The organism is Amycolatopsis sp. (assembly GCF_035546795.1).
GTDB lineage: Bacteria > Actinomycetota > Actinomycetes > Mycobacteriales > Pseudonocardiaceae > Amycolatopsis_E.
Map to the genome: position 1 here is coordinate 136,111 of NZ_DASZWC010000030.1, position 21,870 is coordinate 157,980.

At 72.5% G+C, this 21,870-nt stretch carries 6 protein-coding genes and 2 pseudogenes; 5 read left to right on the top strand and 3 right to left on the bottom strand.

The annotated features are described in order from the left end of the window. The first annotated feature begins 8 nt into the window (after positions 1 to 8). The 4 genes from VHD82_RS19055 (at position 9) to VHD82_RS19070 (ending at position 6,482) form a co-directional block, all read left to right on the top strand. Positions 9 to 1,907: an FAD/NAD(P)-binding protein gene (locus VHD82_RS19055; RefSeq protein ID WP_325705262.1), complete on the top strand. Its 1,899-nt coding sequence runs from the start codon at positions 9 to 11 to the stop codon at positions 1,905 to 1,907. A 4-nt stretch (positions 1,908 to 1,911) separates the two neighbouring features. After that, entirely contained in the window at positions 1,912 to 2,973 is a 1,062-nt protein-coding gene (locus VHD82_RS19060; protein ID WP_325705265.1) for an LLM class flavin-dependent oxidoreductase, read from the top strand. After that, positions 2,970 to 3,371: a VOC family protein gene (locus VHD82_RS19065; protein WP_325705268.1), complete on the top strand. Its 402-nt coding sequence runs from the start codon at positions 2,970 to 2,972 to the stop codon at positions 3,369 to 3,371. The genes VHD82_RS19060 and VHD82_RS19065 overlap by 4 nt, the downstream gene beginning before the upstream one ends. Positions 3,372 to 3,674: 303 nt before the next feature. Next, a complete protein-coding gene (locus VHD82_RS19070) occupies positions 3,675 to 6,482 on the top strand; it encodes a helix-turn-helix transcriptional regulator (protein WP_325705407.1) in 2,808 nt (935 codons plus the stop codon). A 37-nt stretch (positions 6,483 to 6,519) separates the two neighbouring features. On the opposite strand, the gene VHD82_RS19075 is transcribed toward VHD82_RS19070, so the two are convergent. Continuing rightward, complete coding sequence (locus VHD82_RS19075) at positions 6,520 to 7,956, bottom strand: MFS transporter (RefSeq protein ID WP_325705271.1); 1,437 nt, start codon at positions 7,954 to 7,956, stop codon at positions 6,520 to 6,522. 128 nt (positions 7,957 to 8,084) lie between these two features. Here VHD82_RS19075 and VHD82_RS19080 point away from each other — a divergent pair, with 128 nt between their 5' ends. Next, the gene (locus tag VHD82_RS19080) at positions 8,085 to 8,885 is read left to right on the top strand and encodes a TetR family transcriptional regulator (RefSeq protein ID WP_325705273.1); all 801 of its coding nucleotides are present in this window, start codon (positions 8,085 to 8,087) and stop codon (positions 8,883 to 8,885) included. A gap of 732 nt (positions 8,886 to 9,617) precedes the next feature. On the opposite strand, the pseudogene VHD82_RS19085 reads toward VHD82_RS19080, so the two are convergent. Continuing rightward, positions 9,618 to 13,544, bottom strand: a pseudogene (locus tag VHD82_RS19085) (type I polyketide synthase); the annotation flags it as partial. Between the two features lie 14 nt (positions 13,545 to 13,558). Next, positions 13,559 to 21,844: pseudogene (locus VHD82_RS19090) on the bottom strand (SDR family NAD(P)-dependent oxidoreductase); the annotation flags it as partial. Between the last annotated feature and the right edge of the window lie 26 nt (positions 21,845 to 21,870).

Consider the following 21,870-nt stretch of genomic DNA (forward strand, 5'->3'; position numbering starts at 1 on the left):
GAGGCCCGATGTCCCCGACCACTCCCGTGCAGATCGTGATCGTCGGCGCCGGCCCGAAGGGAATCGGCGTGCTGGAACGGCTTTGTGCCAGCGCGCCCACCCTGCTCGGCCGCCGCCGGGTCGTCGTGCACCTCGTCGACCCGTACCCGCCGGGCGCGGGACGGGTGTGGCGCTACGAGCAGTCTCCCTTGCTGCTGATGAACTCCAAGGCCGCGGACGTCACGGTGTTCACCGACGAGACGGTCCAGTGCGAGGGCCCGGCGCGTCCCGGCCCGACGCTGGCCGAATGGGCCGAGCAGGTCCGCGACGGGCGGCTCACCGCCGACGTCCCGCCGGACCTCGCCACCGAACTGGCCGGGGCCACCCCGGCCACCTTCCACACACGTCGTATGCAGAGCGCGTACCTGCGCTGGTTCTACCGCTGGGTGCTGGACAACCGGCCGGACACCGTCGACGTGCGGCTGCACCCGGTGGAGGCCGTCGACCTCACCGAGGCAGACGGCGGCGAACAGCTGGTGTGGCTGCGCGGCGAAGCCGAGCCCCTGCGGGCCGACGCGGTCGTGCTCAGCCTGGGGCACCTGGACGCCGAGCCCGGCGCGACAGGCCGTGAGCTGACGGAGTTCGCCGAGCGGCACGGGCGCCGCTACATCCCGCCCGCCTACACCGCCGACCTCGACCTGTCCTCGATCGAACCCGGGGAACCGGTGCTGGTGCGGGGTTTCGGGCTCGCGTTCATGGACCTGATGGCGCTGCTGACCGAAGGCCGCGGCGGCCGGTTCCACACCGCCGCCGACGGCGCCGTCACGTATCAGCCGTCCGGCGCCGAGCCGGTGCTGCACGTAGGTTCCCGCCGGGGAGTCCCGTACCGGCCCAAGCCCGGGTACAAACTCGTTGGGGCGCCCGCGCGGCTGCCCCGGTTCTTCGGCCCGCCGGAGATCGGACGGCTCGCCGCCCGCCCGGGCCCGATCTCGTTCTGGGCCGACCTGTGGCCGTTGATGGCCAAGGAAATCGGCTGGGGCTACTACACCGAGCTGTGCACCGCGCATCCGGAGCGGGTGCGCCTCACGTTCGCCGAGTTCGCCCGCCGGTACGCGGAACTGGACTGGGGCAGCGACGGGATGGCGCGGCTGGTCGCCGAAGCCGTGCCCGCGCGCGACGACAGGCTCGACCTGACCGCGCTCGACCGCCCGCTGGCCGGGATGCCGCCCGGCGACGCGGGAGAGCCGGCCGGGCGGGTGCGCGAACACGTCGAAAGCGTGCTGTCCCGCTGCGCGGATCCGCGCTACAGCGCCGATCTCGGTGCGGTGACGGCGATGCTGTCGGTGTTCCGGCAGCTGCCCGCGGCCGTCGCGACAGGCAGGCTGGACCCGCGGGCGCAGGCGGTCGATCTGGATGGCTGGTGGTTCGGGTTCTTCAGCTATCTGGGCAGTGGCCCGCCCGCGCCGCGGCTGCGGGAGCTGCTCGCGCTGGAACGCGCCGGGATCGTGTCGTTCACCGGCCCGGACATGTGGGTGGAGGCGGACGAGGGAAGTGGGCTTTTCGTTGGTGGCAGCCCGAAATCCCCGCGTACGGTCAAGGCCACCACGCTCGTCGACGCGCGCCTGCCCGGTGCCGACGTGTCGCGTTCCACCAACCCGCTCGTCCAGGCGCTCTACGGCCGCGGCCGGCTCGGCGAAGAAGCGCTGACGCAGAGCGGGGTCACGGTGTGCACCGGCCGCATCCACACCACCGGCATCTCCGGCTGGCTGATCGACGCGCGTGGCGAACGGCATCCGCGCCGCTTCGCGCTCGGCCCGCATACGACGCTGCGGATCGCGGGCGCGTTCTCCAGGCCACGCGCCAACGCGCTCGGGTTCCGCGAAAACGACCTCGTGGCAAGGGAAATCCTGCAGCTGGTGGCGGGCTGAGCCGGTGCATGTCGGCGTCGCACTCGATGCTGCCGGATGGCATCCGGCAGCGTGGCGGGAGGCCGCCGCGGACCCGGCCGGACTGTGCACGGCCGTGTACTGGGCCGGGCTGGTGCGCGAAGCCGAGGCCGGTGGGATCGACTTCGTGACGATCGAGGATTCCTTCGCCCTGCAGTCCACGTACTACGACCGGCCCGACGACCGGGTGGACCAGGTGCGCGGGCGGCTGGACGCGGTGCTGGTCGCCGCGCGCGTCGCACCGCTGACCACGACGATCGGCCTGCTGCCGACGGTCGTCGTCACGCACACCGATCCCGTGCGGGTCGCGGCGGCGATCGCCACGCTGGACCAGCTCAGCGGCGGCCGCGCCGGGATCCGTATCCAGGTCTCGGGAAAGGCGCACGAGGCCGCGCTTTTCGGGCGGCGGCACATCCCGGCCGTCGGGGTCCCGGACTTCACCCGGCCCGAACAGCTGCGCGCGATGGCCGAACGCTTCGACGAGGCGGCCGGTTACGTGGAGGTGCTGCGCTCGCGGTGGGGGAGCCCCGCGCGCGGGCTGCCGCCGGTGTTCTGCCTGGCGCACATGAGCGTGCCGTACCGGCTTGGTGCCCGGGCCGCCGACATCGTGTCCGTGACGCCGCGCGACGAAACGGACATCGCGGCGGTCCGCGGCGAGATCCGGGCCGAGCAGGAGCGAGCGGGCCGGGCGGCCGGCAACGTGCGGATTTTCGGTGAGCTCGTGGTTTTTCTCGACGAGAGCGCCGAAATCGCCATACGGCGAAAGGCACGCCTGGACTCGGTCGCGGGCGCGCCGTACATCTCCGACGCGCTGATCTTCACCGGAACCCCCGGGCAGCTCGCCGACCTGCTGACCGGATGGCACGCCGCCGGGCTGTCCGGTTTCCGGTTGCGCCCCGGCGCGCTGCCCCATGATCTGCGGGCCATCACCCGCGGGCTGATGCCCGGACTGTGGCGCCGCGGGCTGCGCTCCGGCGGGCCGTTCACCGAAAGCCTGCGCGGCGGGCCACGTCCTGCCGCGCGAGTCCACGAGGAAGGTACGACATGATCCGCAAGACGTATTCCCGGGTGCTCACCCCGGATCTGGAAGCCACCGTCAAGACCCTCGCCGAGCTTTCCGGCGAGGAACCGGTCCTGCGCGTCACGTTCGGCCGGTTCGACATCTGCCTGCTGGGGCCGTTCTGCGTGCTTTCCGGGACGCCGGAGGCCCTCGACCGCTATCGCGGCACCGTCGGCCCGGTCATCGTGGACGACGCCGGGGCGACGCGGGCGCTGGTCGAGGGCTGGGGGGCGGAGATCACGCTGCCGCCGTTCGACGGTCCGGCGGGGCTCGGTTTCCTGGCGCGCCACCCCGACGGCGTCGAGTACGAGTACATCCAGCTGCGGCCCGACCTCGACCGCGCGATCTTCGGCGGCGCCGGGAATTCCCCTCAGCGGAACCGGTGAATAGCAGAGACAAGTCCCGTTCGGGTCACCTCCCAGTGGCCGGGAAACCGGAAATTCATTCGCCGGAATTCGGCGCGGAATTCGCGTAATTGTTGATCTAGGCTCGCGTGTTTCCTTCGGTTCCGGGAAACTCGTTGCCGTCCTACTGGCATTCCGGTAACGTCCCAGGTTGGTCAACTCCTCCTTTCCGGGGGAGTCGGGCGAGGCCGGACACTGGGGGAGGCCTTGCCGGACAACGGCGTTCCCTGACCGCAGGCCGTTTTTCCCAGCCTCAACAGCAAAGTGCGGGGGTCCGTGGTGCTCGTGGAACGCAGATCACAGTTGTCCGCTCTTGACAGACTCGTCCGGGATTGCCGGGAGGGCCGCGGCGGCGTGGCGCTCGTCAGTGGCCCCGTCGCGGGCGGCAGAACGGAATTGCTGAAGACATTCGCGGAAAAGGCGGCGGCGCAAGGCGCGCTGGTTCTGGAAGCGTGCGGCACGGCGCGGGAGAGCGAGCTGCCGTTCGGTGTGCTGCACCAGTTGTTCAGCACGCTGCCGGTGCCCGCGGGCCGCCGCCGCGCGCGGGAACTGCTGGGTGACGGGGCGTGCCGGCTGCCGGGCTCCTCGGCCGCCGGGCCGAGCGAGTACCTGCGCAACGAGGCGAACGAGGAGCTGTGGGCGAGCCTCGCCGAACTGGCCGGGCGGGCGCCGGTGGTGCTGGTGATCGACGACCTGCATTTCGTCGATCTCGCGTCGCTGCAGTCGTTGCTGTACTTCGGCAGCAGGCTGCGCTCGGCGCGGGTGTCCATCGTGGCGGCCCAGCTGGACTGTCCGCTCTCGGCCGGACAGCCCCGCGCCGTACTGGTCACCGAGCTGCTGCGCCACCCCCGGTTCACCGCGCTGCGCGCGGACCCGTTGTCCCGCAACGGGATCCGCGCCATCCTGGCCGGCCGTCACGGCGCGGAGGCGGACGGCCGCGCCGTGCAATCGTGGCACCGGCTCACCGGCGGCAGCCCGTTCCTGCTGAAGGCGCTGCTGGAGGATCAGGCCGTGGCGGCGGAGCGGGTCGAGGATCCCTTGCCCGGCAAGGAGTTCGCGACGGCCACGCTCGCGTGCCTGCACCGCGGTGGCCGCCGGTTCCTCCGGATCGCGCGGAGCCTCGCGATACTGGCCGAGTCCGAGTCGGCGGACCTGCTGCCGTGGACGATCGAGGAGGACGAGGACACCACGAGCCGGCTCGTCGGCGCGATGGAGGACGCGGGCCTGCTGGACTCCGGCGGCTTCCGGCATCCGGTCGTGCGGGACGCGGTGCTCGCCGAACTGCCGCCGGAGGACAGGGCCGGGCTGCACCGGCGGGCGGCCCGGCTGCTGCACGACAGGGCGGCCGATCCGCCCCGGATCGGCGTGCACCTCGTGGCGGCGCGGCACAGCGCGGAGCCGTGGGCGCTCGATGTCCTGCTCGCCACTGCCGAGGACGCGCTGCGCCGCGACGACCTGGAGCTGACGGGCAGATGCCTGCGGCTGGCCGAAGCCGCGTGCGAGGACGACGAGCAGCGGATGGCGGTGGTGCTGCTGAAGGTGCGCGCCGAGTTCCGGCTCAACCCGGCCATCGCCTGGCGCCACCTGGAAACGCGGCTCACCGCGCTGCGCGAGGACAAGGTGCGGCTGGATCAGATGGTCGCGCTGCTGCGGCCGCTGTTGTGGCGTGGCAGGCAGGACGAGGCGGCGCTCATCCTGGACCGGCTCACGCGGGCCGCCGGCGAGCTGGACGAAAGATCGGCGACAGAGCTGTATGTGATCCGGGAATGGCTTGGCTCGGCGCATCCGCGGCTGATCACGGCGGCGCCGGACGCGGGTGTCCCCGGTGGTGTGCGGTCGATGGCGGTGGCCGATCCGCTGACGCAGGCCGCCGCGGTGCTCGGGGGCGTGCTGCGGTCGGGGCCCGACGAAAGCACGGTGCCGACGGCGGAATGGCTGCTGAAGACCACCGTGCTGGACGAGGGCACCCTGTGCGCCATCCAGTCCGCGGTGCTGGCGCTGATCTACGCGGACCGGGCGGATCTGGCCGAGCAGTGGTGTGATCACTGGCTGCGGGAGACGGCGGAGCGCCAGGCCCCGGCCTGGCAGGCCCTGCTCACCTCCGCCCGCGCCGAAATCGCGATCCGCCAAGGGGAAATGCGTTCCGCGCGCCGTTACGGCCGCGCCGCGCTCAGCCTGATGCCACGTTCGGCCTGGGGCGTGGCGATCGGTTCGGTGATGGCGAACCTGCTCATTTCGAACACCGCGGTCGGCGCCCCGGAAACGGCCGACCTGACGCTGACCGAGGTACCGGACGGGTTTTTCGAGACCCGGTCCGGTGTCTACTACCTCTACGCGCGGGGCCGCAGGCAGGTCGCCGCCGGGCGGCTGCACGCGGGGCTGGACGATCTGCTCGCCTGCGGGCGTTCCATGCAGGACTGCGGGATCGATCTGCCGACGTTCGTGCCGTGGCGGTCCGACGCGGTGGAGGCACTGCTCCGGCTCGGGCACCGGCGGCAGGCGCGGAACCTGGCGGCGGAGCAACTGGCCCGCCCCGCCGTGCTCCAGCCGCGCACGCAAGGGATTTCCCTGCGCACGCTCGCGGCCACCGAGGACGACCCGGCGGAACGGGAGCGCACGCTGCTGCGCGCGGTCGACGCGCTCGAGAACTGCGCGGACCGGGTGCAGCTCGCCTACACGCTCGTCGATCTGAGCGACGCGCAGGAGAGCCTCGGCGCCACCCGGCGGGCCGGCCTGTCGGCGCAACGGGCGGCGCGGCTGGCCGAGGAGCGCCAGCTGGAGCCGGTGCTGCACCGGCTGGCCCGGACCGGGATGACCGGCGCGGCCGCGATGGTGCCGCAGGCCAGGGAGCCGGAAACCGTTGCCTGGGACGGGGATGTGCTCAGCGCGGCCGAGCGCCGGGTGGTGATGCTGGCGGTCAGCGGCCGCACGAACCGGGAGATCGCGCGCGAGCTGTACATCACCGTGAGCACCGTCGAGCAGCATCTGACGCGCGCCTACCGCAAGCTGAACGTCAGCGGAAGGAGCGACCTCGCGGCCCGGTTCGCCGGCGCCGGCAGCGGCCTGGTGCGCGCGATGAACCGTGGCGCTTGAAACAGGGTGTGCCCGGCCCGCCGGGCATCCCCCGCGTTCACGCCTTCGAGCGGGCCGTTTTCGTTGTCCTGATCACGAAAATCGCGATCAGCAGCGCGCAGGCGCTGAACCCGGCCGCGGCGATCACGGCCTTGCCCAGCGCTTCGCCGTGGGAATGCCCGTCACCGAGCTGCGTCTGGTAGATCGTGCTCAGGATGGCCACGCCGAGCGAAAGCCCGACCTGCTGTGCGGCCTGCAGGAGCCCGGACGCCGCGCCGGTGTCCTGGCGGGCGAGCCCGCCCAGCACCGTCATGTTCAGTGGCACGAAAGCGAGGCTGAGCCCGGCGCCGAGGAGGATGAACGGGCCGAGCAGACCGGTGAAGTAGGTGCTGCCGGTGCCGGTCGTGGTGAGCCACAAGGCTTCCGCGAGCATCAGCGTGACGCCCGCGATCAGCACGGGTTTCATGCCGAAGCGGGGGATGAGCTTCGGCGCGGAGCGGGCGGCGAAGAACTGCACGACCGCCATCGGCAGGAAGGCCAGCCCCGCCACCAAGGGACTGAACCCGAGCGCGTCCTGCACGAACAGCGACAGCAGGATGTAGACCCCCGCCATCGCGGCCATCAGGAAGACGAACGAGGAGTAGGCGCCCGCGCGGGTCCGCTGCGCGAGCAGGTGCAGCGGCATGATCGGCGACGCCGCGCGCTTTTCCACGAGCACGAACACGCCGAGCAGCACCACGCCGACGACGAACGAGAGCAGCGTGGTGGTGTCGGTCCAGCCTGCCGTGGAGGCATGGGTGAAGCCGTACACGATGCTGGCCATGCCGAGCGTGGAGGTGAGCGCGCCGGCGAGGTCGAACCGGCCGGGGTGGCGTTCGGTCTCGGTCAGGTACGGGCGGGCGAGCAGGATGGTGGCCACGCCGATCGGCACGTTGATGAAGAACACGAGCCGCCAGCTCGCCATCGTGAGCACCCCGCCGAGGACGAGGCCGAGCGTGATGCCCAGCCCCGTGACCATCGAGAACGCGCCGAGCGCGCGTGTCCGCTTCGGCCCCTCGGGGAACGTGGCCGCGAGCAGGGAAAGCGCGGCGGGCCCGGAGAACGCGAACCCGACGCCCTGCAGCGCGCGGGCCGCGATGAGCAGGCCCTCGGTGGGCGCGCAGCCGCCGAGGACGGAGGCGGCGACGACCAGCCCGAGGCCCCAGGTGAACATCCGCTTCCGGCCGAGGATGTCGCTCGCGCGGCCGCCGAGGAGCAGCAGCCCGCCGTAGGCGAGCGAGTAGGCGCTGAACACCCACGCCAGCGCGGTCGGCGAAAAGCTCAGGCCCGCCTGGATTTTCGGCAGCGCGATGTTCACGACGTTGCTGTCCACCGACACCATCAGCTGGCAGGTGACGATCACCGTCAGCGCGATGCTCAGCCGCCGGTCGGCGTGTTTGTCCGGCACCGGCGCCTCGTCGGTGACCGCTGCTGGGGGTTGTTCCTGGCTCGGCATCTCATCCCTGTCCGGAGATCTGGCGGGTGGTTCGCGCCGGGACCGTCGTTGTCCGCTCGACGCTTGTATACTGGGATGAGCATAGGGAAGGCCGAGGATTCGGTCAACATCCGTAGAGCGAGGCTGTCGTGACACGTGAGCTGACCGCCGTGCCGGCGGCGCCGGTTCCGCCGAGCCGGGCCGAGCGGCGCACCCAGACCAGGCGCCAGATTTCCGAGGCCGCGCGCGAGCTTTTCGCCGAGCACGGGTACCTCGAGACCACCATCCGCGGCATCGCGCAGCGGGCCGGGGTCGATCCCGCGCTGGTTATGCAGCACTTCGGGACGAAGAGCGCGCTGTTCGACGAGGTCGCCGACATCGCCGTCACCCTGGACGGTGCGATGGAGGGCCCGCCCGAGCTGCTCGGCGAGCGGATCCTGCGGCACGCGCTGGCCGATGTGGACGGCAAGGCCGACCGGAGCATGCCCGTGCTGCGCTCGATGCTCACCCATCCCGAGGCCGCGCATGCCGTGCGGTGTGCGGTGGTGAACCCGCATGGCAGCCCGTGGACCAGGGTGCTGACCGGTCCGGACTCGGATCTCCGGTCGGCGCTGGTCGGCTCGCTCGTGCTCGGTTTGCTGACCGCGCGGTACCTGTTGCGGATCCCCGGGATCGCGGACGCGCCGGCGGATCGTCTGGTCGAGTTGCTCGGCCCGTGCCTGCGGCCGCTGGTGATGACCGGCCTGCCGGTCGAGCACGAAGAGGCCCCGGTGGAGCTGGCCCGCCTGGCCGAAGCCGAAGCCGCCCGGCGCGCTGCCGCGGAGAGCGTCGACGACGCTGCCCGGGCCGCACTCGCGGCCGGTGCCTCGTACGGCGATGTGGGTCGTTTGCTGGGCATCACGAGGCAGGCGGCCCGCAAACGCTGGCCGAACGCCCTGGATACGGAGTGACAACCAAGGTTGTCGCCCAGGTTGCCGGGTTGCGGTCCGCCGCGTCGGGCTGAGCGACAACTTCAGTTGTCGATCCGGGGATAGATCGCGCGCCGACCGCTGACCGCCGACCGGCGATGCGGCCGCGAGCACCCCACGCCCCTCCCTTGCCCGATCCCCAGCCGCACTTGCCCTTCCGGGGCCGCGAACACTCAAAGATCGGGGCGAGGGAGGGGTGCACACAGCGCGCTCCGCGCGCGTCCGTTGCTATTGCGTCTTGAGCCATTACGACGCAAGGGAAAAGCCCCAGGATCTCCTCGCCGGAGGGGCTGGCTCCAGGATGACGGGGGGTTCGTAGCTCGGCCGCCGGTTTTCGAGGTGGCTGGGTGGGAGTTGGGTTTCATCCCGTCGCCGACTTCCAGGAGTATCACTGTCCCCTGGGCCCGCACGCTTGCGTTGTCGGGTGGCGGATCCGAGGCAGGGTCCGGGCCCAGGGCAAAGTGATTTCCGGGTCGCAGGCGACGGGATGAAAGCCAACTCGGGAGCGGTCCGCGGGCGTGGCCCGTTCCGTGGGCGGCTTGCGGGCGCGGGCTTGCCGTGGGCGGTCCGTTGGCGTGGCCCGCTCCGTGGGCGGCGTGCTGGCGTGGCCTGCTTCGTGGGCGGCTTGCGGGCGCGGCCTGCTTCGTGGGCGGCGTGCTGGCGCGGGCCCGCTCCCGAGTTGGCTCGCGCCCGCCGCCTCGACAACCTGAGTTGTCACCCGGGCTGGGATTCCAGCCACCGCGCTACCGCTGCGGCGGTGGTGGCCGAGTGCTCCTCCAGCACCGAGAAATGATCCCCGGCGATGTCCACCGTCTCGTGCGGGAGCGGCCAGAAGGCCCGCCAGTCCTGCTTCGGCATCCCGGGCAACCGCCGGTCGGCGCGCAGCAGCACCGTGGGGACCGGGATCGGCCCCGGACGCCAGGCGCCGAAGACGCTCAGGTAGGCCCCCATGGTCGTCAGGCCGGTCTCGCCGAGGGTGAGGTCCAGTTTGCCCATCGTGTCGAGCATCCCGTGGATCAGCGCCGGTTGCCACCATTCCAGGCCTGGCGTGACCGCGGCATCCATCGGGTAGGTGTCGATCATCGCGAGGCCCGCCGGCGCCTGCCCCCGGCGCACCAGGCTGGCGGCGACGGCATGGGCGACGCAACCGCCGAGCGAGCGGCCGACCAGGGCGAAAGGGCGACCGCCCACCAAGTTCGTCACCACATCGGCCTGTAGTTCGACGAAGGTCCCTTCCCCGTCCGGGACGGCGCTGCCCGGCCGGTACCCGGGTGCGGGCACGGCGAACACATCCCGTGAACCGTCGAAGGCACGGCCGAACCGGGTGTACTCGTGCGGGCCCGACAACGCCGTGAGCGCGGGGAAACACACCACGACCGGGCCACCGTCCCCTGTGGACAGACGAACCGGCGTCTCCGCGTGCTCTCCGCGCTCGGCGAGGGTGAAACGGGTGCGCAGCGCAGCGGTGGCCATCAGCACCTGAGCCGCTTCGCTGGTCCGCTCCGCCTCACACAGCTTCAGATAGACCGCGGCGAGCGGATCAACCGGCGGTGCACCGGAACCCTTGCCCCGTAAGAGGGCGACCACGTGCTCGGCGATGGCGTCCGGAGTCGGGTGCTCGATGGTCAGGGTGCCGGGCAACGTCAGACCGGTCGCGGACGTCAGCCGGGCTCGCAGCTCCAGCGAACTGAGCGAATCCAGGCCCAAACCCGGCAGGGGAGTGTCCGGCTGGATCTCGTCCGCCGTCTCGTGCCCGAGCACCGCGGCGACCTCGGCGCGCACCAGCTCCAGCACGGCCGGGAGCTGTTCGTCCCCGGGAAGCTCGGCGAAGCGCTCGGCCCAGGACTGTTCGGCACGGGACTGTCCGGCACCGGGCCCGGGCGGCCGGGCGCTCGGCCGCGCGGCTTCCCCGGCGACGCCGGTGCGTTCGAGCCAGTAACGGCGCCGTTGGAACGCATATGTGGGGAGCGCGACCTGCCGCCGTGGCTCTCCATCGCCGAGCACCGCACCCCAGTCGACCTCGACACCACTGCCGTGTGCCTGGCCCAGTGCGAACAGCAGCGTCGCCGCCTCGGGCCTGTCCCGGCGCAACAATGGCGTCAGCACAAGGGATTCCGCGCCGAGCGTCTCGCGTGCCATCGCCGTGAGCACGCCGTCCGGCCCGGCTTCGAGAAACCGGTTCACCCCCGCATCCCGCAACGTGGCCACCGCGTCGGCGAAGCGGACGGGCGCGCGGACGTGCTCCGCCCAGTACTCCGGGGCGGTGACCTCCTCGGCGGTGGCGACCTTCCCGGTGAGGCCCGAGACGAGTGGCAGCACCGGTGCCGCGAACGCGAGCTTGCCGACCACGTCACGGAAGGCGAGGAGCATCCCGTCCATCCGGTGCGAGTGGAACGCATGGCTCACCCGCAGCTCGGACCTGCGGCGGCCGAGAGCGGCCGCGACACGGCGTACCGGTTCCTCGTCTCCGGACAACACCACTGACGAAGGCGAGTTCACCGCGGCGATTCCGGCTCCAGGCTCATCGCCCAGCGCGGCACGGACTTCCTCCTCACCGGCTTCCACCGCCATCATCGCCCCGCCCGGCGGCAGGGCCTGGATCAGCGCCCCGCGCGCGGCGACCAGGGTCGCGGCGTCGGGCAGGGACAGCACGCCCGCGACATGGGCGGCGGCGAGTTCGCCGACGGAGTGCCCGGCCACCAGGTCCGGCCGGACGCCCCAGGACTCCAGCAACCGGAACAGCGCGACCTCGACCGCGAACAGCGCGGGCTGGGTGAACTCCGTCCGGGTGAGCAGGTCCCCGTGTTCGCCGAGGACCACCTCGGCGAGCGGGCGCCTGAGCCGCTGGTCGAGCTCGGCGCACACGGCGTCGAAAGCCTTGGCGTAGGCGGGAAAACGGCCATACAGCTCCAGCCCCATCCCGGGCCGTTGACTGCCCTGCCCGGTGAACAGGAACGCGAGCTTCCCGCCGTCCTTGACCGTGCCCCGCGCCGTGCCGCCCGCCGGCCTGTCCCCGGCCAGCGCCGCGAGCCCGGCACCGAGCCCCTCTCGTGACCCGGTGACCACGACAGCCCGGTGCTCCAGCCGGCTCCGCCCGGTAGCCAGCGCGTGCGCAATGTCCGCATTGGTTTCGGTTGTGCCGTCGAGGAAATCCGCCAGCGCGGCGGCTTGGCCGCGCAGCCCCGCCGGGCTGCCGGCGGACAACAGGAAGGGCAGCGCCGCGCCGTCGTCGGGACGGGCTTCCGGTTCGGGCTGCTCCGGCGCCTGTTCGAGGATGAGGTGCGCGTTGGTGCCGCTGACCCCGAACGCCGACACCGCGGCGCGGCGAGGGCGCCCGTTCTCGGGCCACGGACGGCTTTCGGTGAGCAGCCGCACCGAGCCGCCGGACCAGTCGACGTGCGGCGTGGGCTCGTCCACGTGCAGGGTGCGCGGCAGTTCCGCATGCCGCAGCGCCTGCACCATCTTGATCACCCCGCCGACGCCGGCCGCGGCGGCGGTGTGCCCGATGTTGGACTTGAGCGAGCCTAGCCACACCGGCCCCGCGGTGCCGCGGTTGCGCCCGTAGGTGGCGAGGATCGCGTTCGCCTCGATGGGATCACCGAGCCGGGTACCCGTGCCGTGTGCCTCCACGGCGTCCACATCGGACGGTGACAGCCCGGCCCCGGCCAGCGCCCGCGAGATGACCTGCTGCTGCGCGGTGCCGTTCGGTGCGGTGAGCCCGTTGGAGGTGCCGTCGGAGTTCACGGCGGTGCCGCGGACGACAGCGAGGACCCGGTGCCCGAGGCGTTCGGCGTCGGAAAGCCGTTCCAGCACCAGCAGCCCGGCGCCCTCGGCCCACCCGGTGCCGTCGGCCGCGGCGGCGAACGCCTTGCAGCGCCCGTCCGGGGCCAGGCCACGCTGGCGCGAGAACTCGATGAACCCGCCCGGCGACGACATCACGGTGGCCCCGCCCGCGAGCGCCAGTGCGCAGTCGCCGGTGCGCAGCGCCTGCCCGGCGAGGTGGATCGCGACCAGCGAAGAGGAACACGCGGTGTCCACGGTGACCGCGGGACCGGCGAACCCGAGCGTGTAGCTGATCCGGCCCGACGCGACGCTGGCGAGGTTCCCGACCCCGAGATAGCCCTCCAGCTCGCCCGGCGTCTCGGCGGGCGCGGGCTGGTAGTCCGCCCCGGCCAGGCCGGTGAACACCCCGGTGCGGCTGCCGCGCAGCGTGTGCGGCGGGATACCGGCCCGCTCCAGCGCCTCCCAGGAAAGCTCCAGCAGTAACCTTTGCTGCGGGTCCGTCGCCAGCGCCTCCCGGGGGCTGATCCCGAAGAACGCGGCGTCGAACTCGTCGGCGTCGTGCAGGAACCCGCCCCGGGTCGTGTAGCTGGTGCCGGGATGGTCCGGGTCCGGGTCGAACAGCTCCGCCGTCCGCCAGCCGCGGTTCTCCGGCCACTCGGTGATCGCGTCCGTGCCGTCGGCCACGAGCCGCCACAGCTCGTCCGGCCCGCGCACGCCGCCGGGGTACCGGCAGGCCATGCCGACGATCGCGATCGGCTCCCGCCCGGCGGATTCCATCTCCCGTAGCCGTTTCTGGGCCTGCCGCGCGTCCGCGAGCGCCCGTTTGAGGTATTCCCGGAGCTTGTCTTCGCCTGCCATGCCTCAGCGATCCCTTACTCGGCGGTTTCCCGGCCGCTGTCCATCAACTCGAACAACTGCTCGTCGGTCGCGGTTTCCAGGTCCAGCTCGGCCTCCGTGCCCAGCCCGCCCCACCGCTGGGCGAGGGCGCGCAGCCGGTCACCGATCTCGGCCCGGCCCGGCTCGCCCGCCCCGGCGAGCAGTTCTTCCAGCCGGTCCAGGGTGTCCAGCGCGGATCCGGGCCCCGAATCGTCCAAAGAGGACAGCAGGAAGGCGGAAAGCGCGGCCGGGGTGGGATGGTCGAACACCAGGGTGGCCGGCAGCGGCAGGCCGGTGACCGCGCCGAGCCGGTTGCGCAGGTCCACAGCCGACAGGGATTCGAAACCCAGCTCCTTGAACGTCCGTTCGGCGCCGACCTCGTCGAGTTCGGGCTGCCCCAGGACCGCGGCGGCCTGCCTGCGCACCAGATCGAGCAGGGCGCCCGCGCGTTCGGCTTCCGGGACACCCGCCAGCTTCGCGGTGAGCGAGGGCTCGTCGCCGGGCTCCGCTTCCGGGCCGGTGAGCCCGGAAACCACTGTGGTGGCGGGAAGTTCGGCGTCGAGCCAGTACCGCCGGCGCTGGAACGGATACGTGGGCAGATCCACCGGGCGCACCTCGGAACCGCCGAACACGGCCTCCCACTCGACCGGCACGGCACGGACGGCGAGCGCGGCGGCCGAGGTGAGGAACCTGTCCAGCCCGCCGTGCTCCCGCCGCAGTGTCTCGGTCACGACAGTGCGGCTCGTTCCGTCGAGGATGTCGAGCATGCTCGACGTGAGCACCGGATGCGGGCTCACCTCGATGAACACCGTGTGCCCCTGCTCGGCCAGTGCGCGCAGCGCGGGTTCGAACCGCACCGTTTCACGGAGATTCCGGTACCAGTACCCGGCATCCAGCGACGCGTGATCGATCCAGTCCGCGGTGACCGAGGACAGCATCGGGACTTCGCCCGCGCGCGGGCGAACTCCGGACAACTCGCCGAGCAGGCGTTCCCGGATCGCCTCCACCACCGGCGAATGCCCGGCCAGCGGCGCTGTCCGCAGCCGTCGCACCCGCACGCCGTCGGCCTCGCAGCTCGCCCGCAGTTCGTCCAGCGCCGTCGTTTCCCCCGCGACCACCACGGCCGCGGGCCCGTTCACGGTGGCCACCGACAACCGGCCCGGCCATGCCGCGAGCCGTGCCGCCGTCTCCGATTCCGGCAGCGCCACCGACATCATCCCGCCCTGGCCGGTCAGCGAGGCCAACGCCCTGCTGCGCAGGCAGACGATCCGCGCCGCGTCGGCGAGTGACAGCGCGCCCGACACGCAGGCGGCCGCGACCTCACCCTGGCTGTGCCCGATGACCGCGTCCGGCCGCACCCCGAAGGACTGCCAGAGTTCGGCCAGCGCGACCAGGACGGCCCACAGCGCGGGCTGGCCCACGGTGATGTCGTCGACCGAGGGCGCGCCCTCGGCCTGGCGCAGCACGTCGGGCAACGACCAGTCCAGATACGGATCGAGCGCCGCCGCGCATTCGCCGATCTTCGCGGCGAACACCGGCGACGACTCCAGCAATCCGGCCGCCATCCCCGCCCACAGCGAACCGTGCCCGGGGAAGACGAAGACCGTTTTCGGGGTGACATCGGCGATCCCTTGCACCACCCCGTCGCCGGGCTCGCCGGTACCCAGTTGTTCCAGCGCCGTCAGCAGTCCGGCGCGGTCCCCGGCCACGATCGCGGCCCGCTTGTCGAACGCCGTCCTCGTCCTGGCCAGCGCCCGCGCGGTGGCGGCCAGGTCCGCCTCCGGTTCCCGGTCGAGCAGTTCCTTGAGCCGGACGGCCTGCTGCCGCAGGGCTTCGGCCGATTTCGCGGACAGCAGCCACGGCAGCGGCCCGGCCACGGCGGCCCCGGAGACAGGGCTCTCGGCCGGCGCCTCTTCGAGCACCAGGTGGGCGTTGGTGCCGCTGATCCCGAACGCGGAAACCGCCGCCCGGCGCGGATTTTCCCCGCGCGGCCACGGCCTGGCCCCGGTGAGCAGCCGGACGGTGCCTGCTGACCAGTCGACGTGTGGAGAGGGTTCGTCGATGTGCAGGGTGCGGGGCAGTTCGGCGTGGTGCAGTGCCTGTACCATCTTGATCACCCCGGCGACCCCGGCGGCGGCCTGGGTGTGCCCGATGTTGGACTTGATCGAACCGAGCCATAGTGGCCGCTCGGCGGTGTGCCCGGCGCCGTAGGTGGCGAGCAGGGCACCGGCCTCGATCGGGTCACCGAGCTTCGTCCCGGTGCCGTGCGCCTCCACGGCGTCCACATCGGACGGTGTGAGCCCGGCGGTGGCCAGCGCCTGGCGGATCACCTGCTGCTGTGCCGTGCCGTTGGGGGCGGTCAGGCCGTTGGACGTGCCATCGGAGTTCACCGCGGTGCCGCGGACGACGGCGAGGACCCGGTGCCCGTTTCGTCGTGCGTCGGAAAGCCGTTCCAGCAACAGCATTCCGACACCTTCGCCCCAGCCGGTGCCGTCGGCGGCCGAGGCGAACGCCTTGCACCGCCCGTCCACCGACAGCGCCTTCTGGCGGCACGCGGCCACCATCCCGTTCGGCGAAGCCATGATGGTGGCCCCGCCCGCGAACGCGAGCTCGCAGTCACCGTTGCGCAGGGCCTGGCCCGCGAGATGGATCGCGACCAGCGACGACGAGCACGCGGTGTCCACCGTGAGCGTCGGCCCGGCGAAGCCGAAGGTGTAGGAGATCCGGCCGGAGGCGACGCTGGCCGCGCTGCCGTTGGTCAGGAACCCTTCCAGCTCTACGGGAATCTCCCGCAGCCTGGTCGCGTAGTCGTTGTACATCACGCCGGTGAACACGCCCGTCCGGCTGCCGCGCAAGGAGTCCGGCCGGATGCCCGCGTGCTCCAGCGCCTCCCACGTCGTTTCCAGCAGCAGCCGCTGTTGCGGGTCGGTGGCCAGGGCCTCGCGCGGGCTGATCCCGAAGAATCCCGGGTCGAACCCGGCGGCGTCGTGCAGGAAGCCGCCGTGTGTGGTGTACGTGGTGCCGGCATGGTCCGGATCCGGGTCGTACAGCTCGCCGGTGGGCCAGCCACGGTCGGTGGGCCATTCGGTGATGGCGTCACCCCCGGCGGCGAGCAGTTCCCACAACTGTTCGGGCGTCCCGACGTTGCCCGGGAAGCGGCAGGCCATGCCCACGATCGCGATCGGTTCATCGGCGGCCGCCACCACGGCCGGCGCGGCGGTGCCGGTGTCTTCGCCGGTCAGCTCCGCCCGCAGGAAGCGGGCGAGCTCGTCCGGCGTCGGATGCTCGAACACCAGCGTGGCGGGCAGCCGCAGGCCGGTCGCGGCGCTGAGCCGGTTGCGCAGATCCACGGCGGTGAGGGAGTCGAAACCCAGTTCCTTGAAGGGACGTCCGGTGACCACCGTGTCGGCTCCGGCGTGCCCGAGGACGGCCGCGGCTTCGGTGCGCACCAGCTCCAGCACGGTCTTCGCGAGTTCGGCGGCGGGTAGGCGCCGTAGCCCGCCGGTCGCACCGGACTGCGCGGCCCGGCGCTTCGGGCGGGCCAGCGCACGCAACATCGGCGGCACCTCGTCGAGCGCCTCGTGCGCCAGCAGCGTAGGCACCAGCAGGGGTTCGCCGGACCGGCCGGCGGCGTCGAACAACGCCAGGCCGGCCGCGGTGTCCAGCGGGCGGATGCCCTGGCGGGCGATCCGGTCCACGTCGGTTCCGGCGAGATGCGCGGTGAGGCCACTCGCGTCGGCCCACAGCCCCCACGCGAGCGAGGTGGCGGGCAGGCCACGCGCTTGGCGGTGCGCGGCCAGCGCGTCGAGGAAGGTGTTGGCGGCGGCGTAGTTGCCCTGGCCCGCTGTGCCCAGCACCCCGGCGGCGGAGGAGAACAGGATGAACGCGGACAGGCCGGTACCCTCGGTCAGCCGGTGCAGATTCCAGGCGCCGTCCGCTTTGGCGCGCAGTGTGGCGTCGAGCCGTTCGGCGGTCAGCGCTTCGACGAGCCCGTCGTCAAGCGTGCCCGCGGCATGGATCACCGCCGTGAGCGGCCGGTCGCCGGGGATGCCGGAGAGGACTTCGGCCAGGGCGTCCCGGTCGGCGGCGTCGCACGCGACGGCGCGCGCTTCGGCGCCCAGCCCGGCGAGCTCGGCCAGGAACTCCCTGGCACCAGGCGTTTCCGCGCCGCGCCGGGACAGCAGCACCAGGTGCCGCACGTCGTATCCGGTGACGAGGTGGCGCGCCAGCAGCCTGCCGAGCAGCCCGAGACCGCCGGTGATCAGCACCGTCCCGCCGGGCGCGAACGACCACCCCGGCCTGTCCGGCTCCGCGCGGACGAGCCTGGGCACGCGGACGACCCCGTCGCGGATCACCAGCTGGGACTCGTCGCCGGCCGCGGCGAGGGCGGAATCCAGTGCACGGCGGGAGCTTTCCCGCCCATCGGAGTCGACGAGCAGCAGCCGGCCGGGATGTTCGGCCTGCGCCGAGCGCACCAGCCCCCAGACCGAACCGGCCACCAGCTCCGGATCGTCCGCGACAGCATTCGTCGTCAGCACGGCGAGCCGCCCGCTGTCCGGCGCGGCAAGCCAGGACTGTACTCGCGCCAGCACTTGACGGGTGGTCTCGCGCAGCGCGTCCGGCAGGTGGTCGTCCACAGTGGACACCGGCTGGACTTCGAACCGGGTGACATGCTCCCCGCCGGTGGCGGACGACGGCAACTCCGCCCAGCCCACCCGGAACGGCAACCGGGCGCTGGTGGCGGCCACCTGCCCGGCCGACACGGCGCGCGACACCAGCGAACCGATCGTGATCACCGGGGCACCGGTGGAGTCGAACGCCCGCACGGAGATCTCGCCAGGACTGCCGGTCAGCTGGACACGCAGGCTCGCCGCGCCCGTGGCGTGCAGGGCCACGTCCGTCCAGCTGAACGGCAACCGGCTTTCGCCGCCGTTGCCCTCGGCCAGCGCCCACGCGTGGAACGCGGCGTCGAGCAGCGCCGGGTGCAGGCCGTACGACCCCGCCTCGGACCGAAGGCCTTCGGGCAGCTCGATTTCCGCGAACACCTCGGGGCCTCGCACCCACACGGCGCGGACGCCCTGGAACGCCGGGCCGTACTGCAGCCCGGCATCCGCCAGACCGGGATACAACCCGTCGATCCCGATGGCCCTGGCACCCGCCGGAGGCCAGCTCGCCACCGCTTCCGGCGTGGTGGCGAGCGAACTCAGGAAGCCCGTGGCGTGCCTGGTCCAGCCGCCGTCCTCGCGCGCGGAATGCACGGACACCGCGCGGCGTCCGGCGGAATCCGGCGCCGCCACCCCGATCTGTACCCGAACGTCCGCGTCGAGCAGGAGCGGCGCCTCGATCACCAGCTCGCCGAGCACGGGGCTGCCGGCCTCGTCGCCCGCCCGCAGCACCCACTCCACGAAAGCCGTGCCGGGTACCAGGATCCGATCGTGCACCCGGTGGTCGGTCAGCCACGGCTGGGTGCGGGCCGACACGAGCGAGGTGAGCAGCAGCCCGTCGCCGTCCGCGATCCGCACCGCCGCGCCCAGCATCGGATGCGCCGCGGACACCAGCCCGAGCCCGGCCGCGTCACCCGGGGCGCTCGCCGAGTCACGGAGCCAATACCGGGTGCGCTGGAACGCGTACGACGGCAGATCGAGCCATGGCCCGGGCGTTTCGCCGAGCAGCACCGTCCAGTCGACGGGCACGCCGTGGGTGTAAGCGCGGGCCAGCGCGGCGAGGAACTCGTCGGGCCCACCATGGTCGCGCCGCAGCGAACCCGTGGCCACCACGGTGTCGAGCCCTTGGTCCTCCGCGGTTTCCTGCACCGCGGTGGTGAGGCCGGGGTGTGGGCTGACCTCGACGAAGACCGTGTGCTCCTCGGCGAGCAGCGCGCGCACCGCCGGCTCGAACCGGACCGTCCGGCGGAGGTTGGTGTACCAGTAACCGGCGTCCATCGTGGTGGTGTCGAGCCAATCGCCGGTCACCGTGGACAGCAGCGGCACCGCGGCGGCGGCAGGCCGGACGGACTCCAGCGCCGCCAGCAACGGCTCCCGGATCCGTTCCACCTGCGCCGAATGCGACGCGTAGTCCACCGGGATCCGGCGCGTGCGCACGTCCTCCGCCGCGCAGGCCGCCGTCAGCTCGTCCAGCGCGCCGGGCTCGCCGGAGACCACCACGCTCGACGGGCCGTTCACGGCCGCTATCGACAGCGCCTCGCCCCAGGCCGCGATCTTCGCCTCGGCAGCGGCGGGAGTGAGGGCGACCGAAAGCATCCCGCCCGCACCGGACAAGGCCAGAATCGCCTTACTGCGCAACGCGACCACCATCGCGGCGTCCGGAAGGGACAGTGCCCCGGCGACGCAGGCCGCCGCGATCTCGCCCTGGGAATGGCCCAGCACCGCGTCCGGCCGGACTCCGTGGGAACGCCACAGCTCCGCCAGCGACACCAGCACCGCCCACAGCGCGGGCTGCACGACGTCCACCCGCTCCAAGGCTTTCTCGTCATCGCCGCGGAGGACGCCGGTCAGCGACCAGTCGACGAACGGGGCCAGCGCTTCCTCGCACTGGGCGATCCGGGCCGCGAAGACCGGTGCCGTGTCGAGCAACCCGGCGGCCATGCCCGGCCATTGCGAACCCTGCCCGGGAAACACGAAGACGACCTTGCGCCCGGATTGCGCCGCGCCGCGTACCACGCCGGCCGCGGACTGGCCTGCCGCGAGCGCGTCCAGCCCGGCCAGCAGGTCCGTCCTTTCCGTGCCGGCGACGACCGCGCGTTCGCGAAGCGAGGCGCGGGTGGTGACCAGTGCGCGCGCGAGTTCGCCCGGCGCGACGTCCGCGTGCTCGCGAGCGAACGACGCGAGCCGGGCCGCCTGCGCGCGCAGCGCCTCGGGGGAGTGGCCGGAAACCACCCAGGGCACCGGCCCGGCGACCTCTTGGCTGTCCGGAATCCCTTGCGGGGGAGCCTCTTCCAGGATGACATGCGCGTTGGTGCCGCTGACCCCGAACGCCGAGACCCCGGCCCGGCGCGGCTCGTCTCCGGCCGGCCAGGCACGCTCCTCGGTGAGCAGCCGGACCGCGCCGGCCGACCAGTCCACGTGCGGGGTCGGCTCGTCCACGTGCAAGGTCTTCGGCAGCCGCCCGTGCCGCAGCGCCTGCACCATCTTGATCAGCCCGGCCACCCCGGCCGCCGCCTGCGTGTGCCCGAGGTTCGACTTGACCGAGCCGAGCCACAACGGCTCCCCGGCCGGGCGTTTTCCGTACGTGGCAAGCAAAGCCTGCGCTTCGATCGGGTCACCCAGCGCCGTGCCCGTGCCGTGCGCCTCGACCGCGCCGACATCGCTGTGGGCGAGCCGTGCGTCGGCGAGTGCCTGCTGGATGACTCGCCGCTGCGACGGGCCGTTCGGCGCGGTCAGCCCGTTGGACGCGCCGTCCTGGTTGATCGCGGTGCCGCGGACCACGGCCAGTACCCGGTGCCCGAGCCGTTCGGCATCGGAGAGCCGTTCGACCAGGATCATCCCGGCGCCTTCGGCCCAGCCGGTGCCGTCCGCGGCGGCGGCGAACGCCTTGCACCGCCCGTCCGGGGCGAGCCCGCGCTGCCGCGAGAACTCGACGAAGATCGACGGCGAGGTCATCACTGTGACGCCACCGGCAACCGCGAGATCGCATTCACCCCACCGCAGCGCCCGCACCGCCAGGTGCAGCGCCACCAGCGACGCCGAGCAGGCCGTGTCCACCGTGACCGCCGGGCCTTCGAAACCGAAGGTGTAGGAGATCCGGCCGGACGCGACGCTCGCCGCGTTGCCGATCGCCAGATAACCCTCGATCTCCCCGGGGGTGACCGGCGCGCCGGAGGGATAGTCGTTGCCGTTGGTGCCCACGAACACGCCGGTGCGGCTGCCCCGCAGCGCCGCCGGGTCGAGGCCCGCGTGCTCGAAGGTCTCCCAGGTGGTCTCCAGCAGCAGCCGGTGCTGCGGGTCGGCGGCGAGTGCCTCGCGCGGGGAGATCCCGAAGAACCCGGCGTCGAAATCACCGGGCCGCGCGAGGAAAGCACCATGGCGGGCGTAGGAGGTGCCCGGATGCGCGGGGTCGGCGTCGAACAGCTCGTCCAGCCGCCAGCCGCGGTCGCCGGGGAACTCCGTCACCGCGTCCCGGCCCTCGGCGACCAGCCGCCACAGGTCCTCGGCCGAGTCCACGCCACCGGGGAAGTGGCAGCCGATGCCCACGATCGCGATCGGCTCGTGCCGCTGCTGCTCGGCTTCGGCCAGTTTGCCGCGGGTCTCGTGCAACTCGGCCGAGACCCGCTTGAGCAGGTACCGGATCC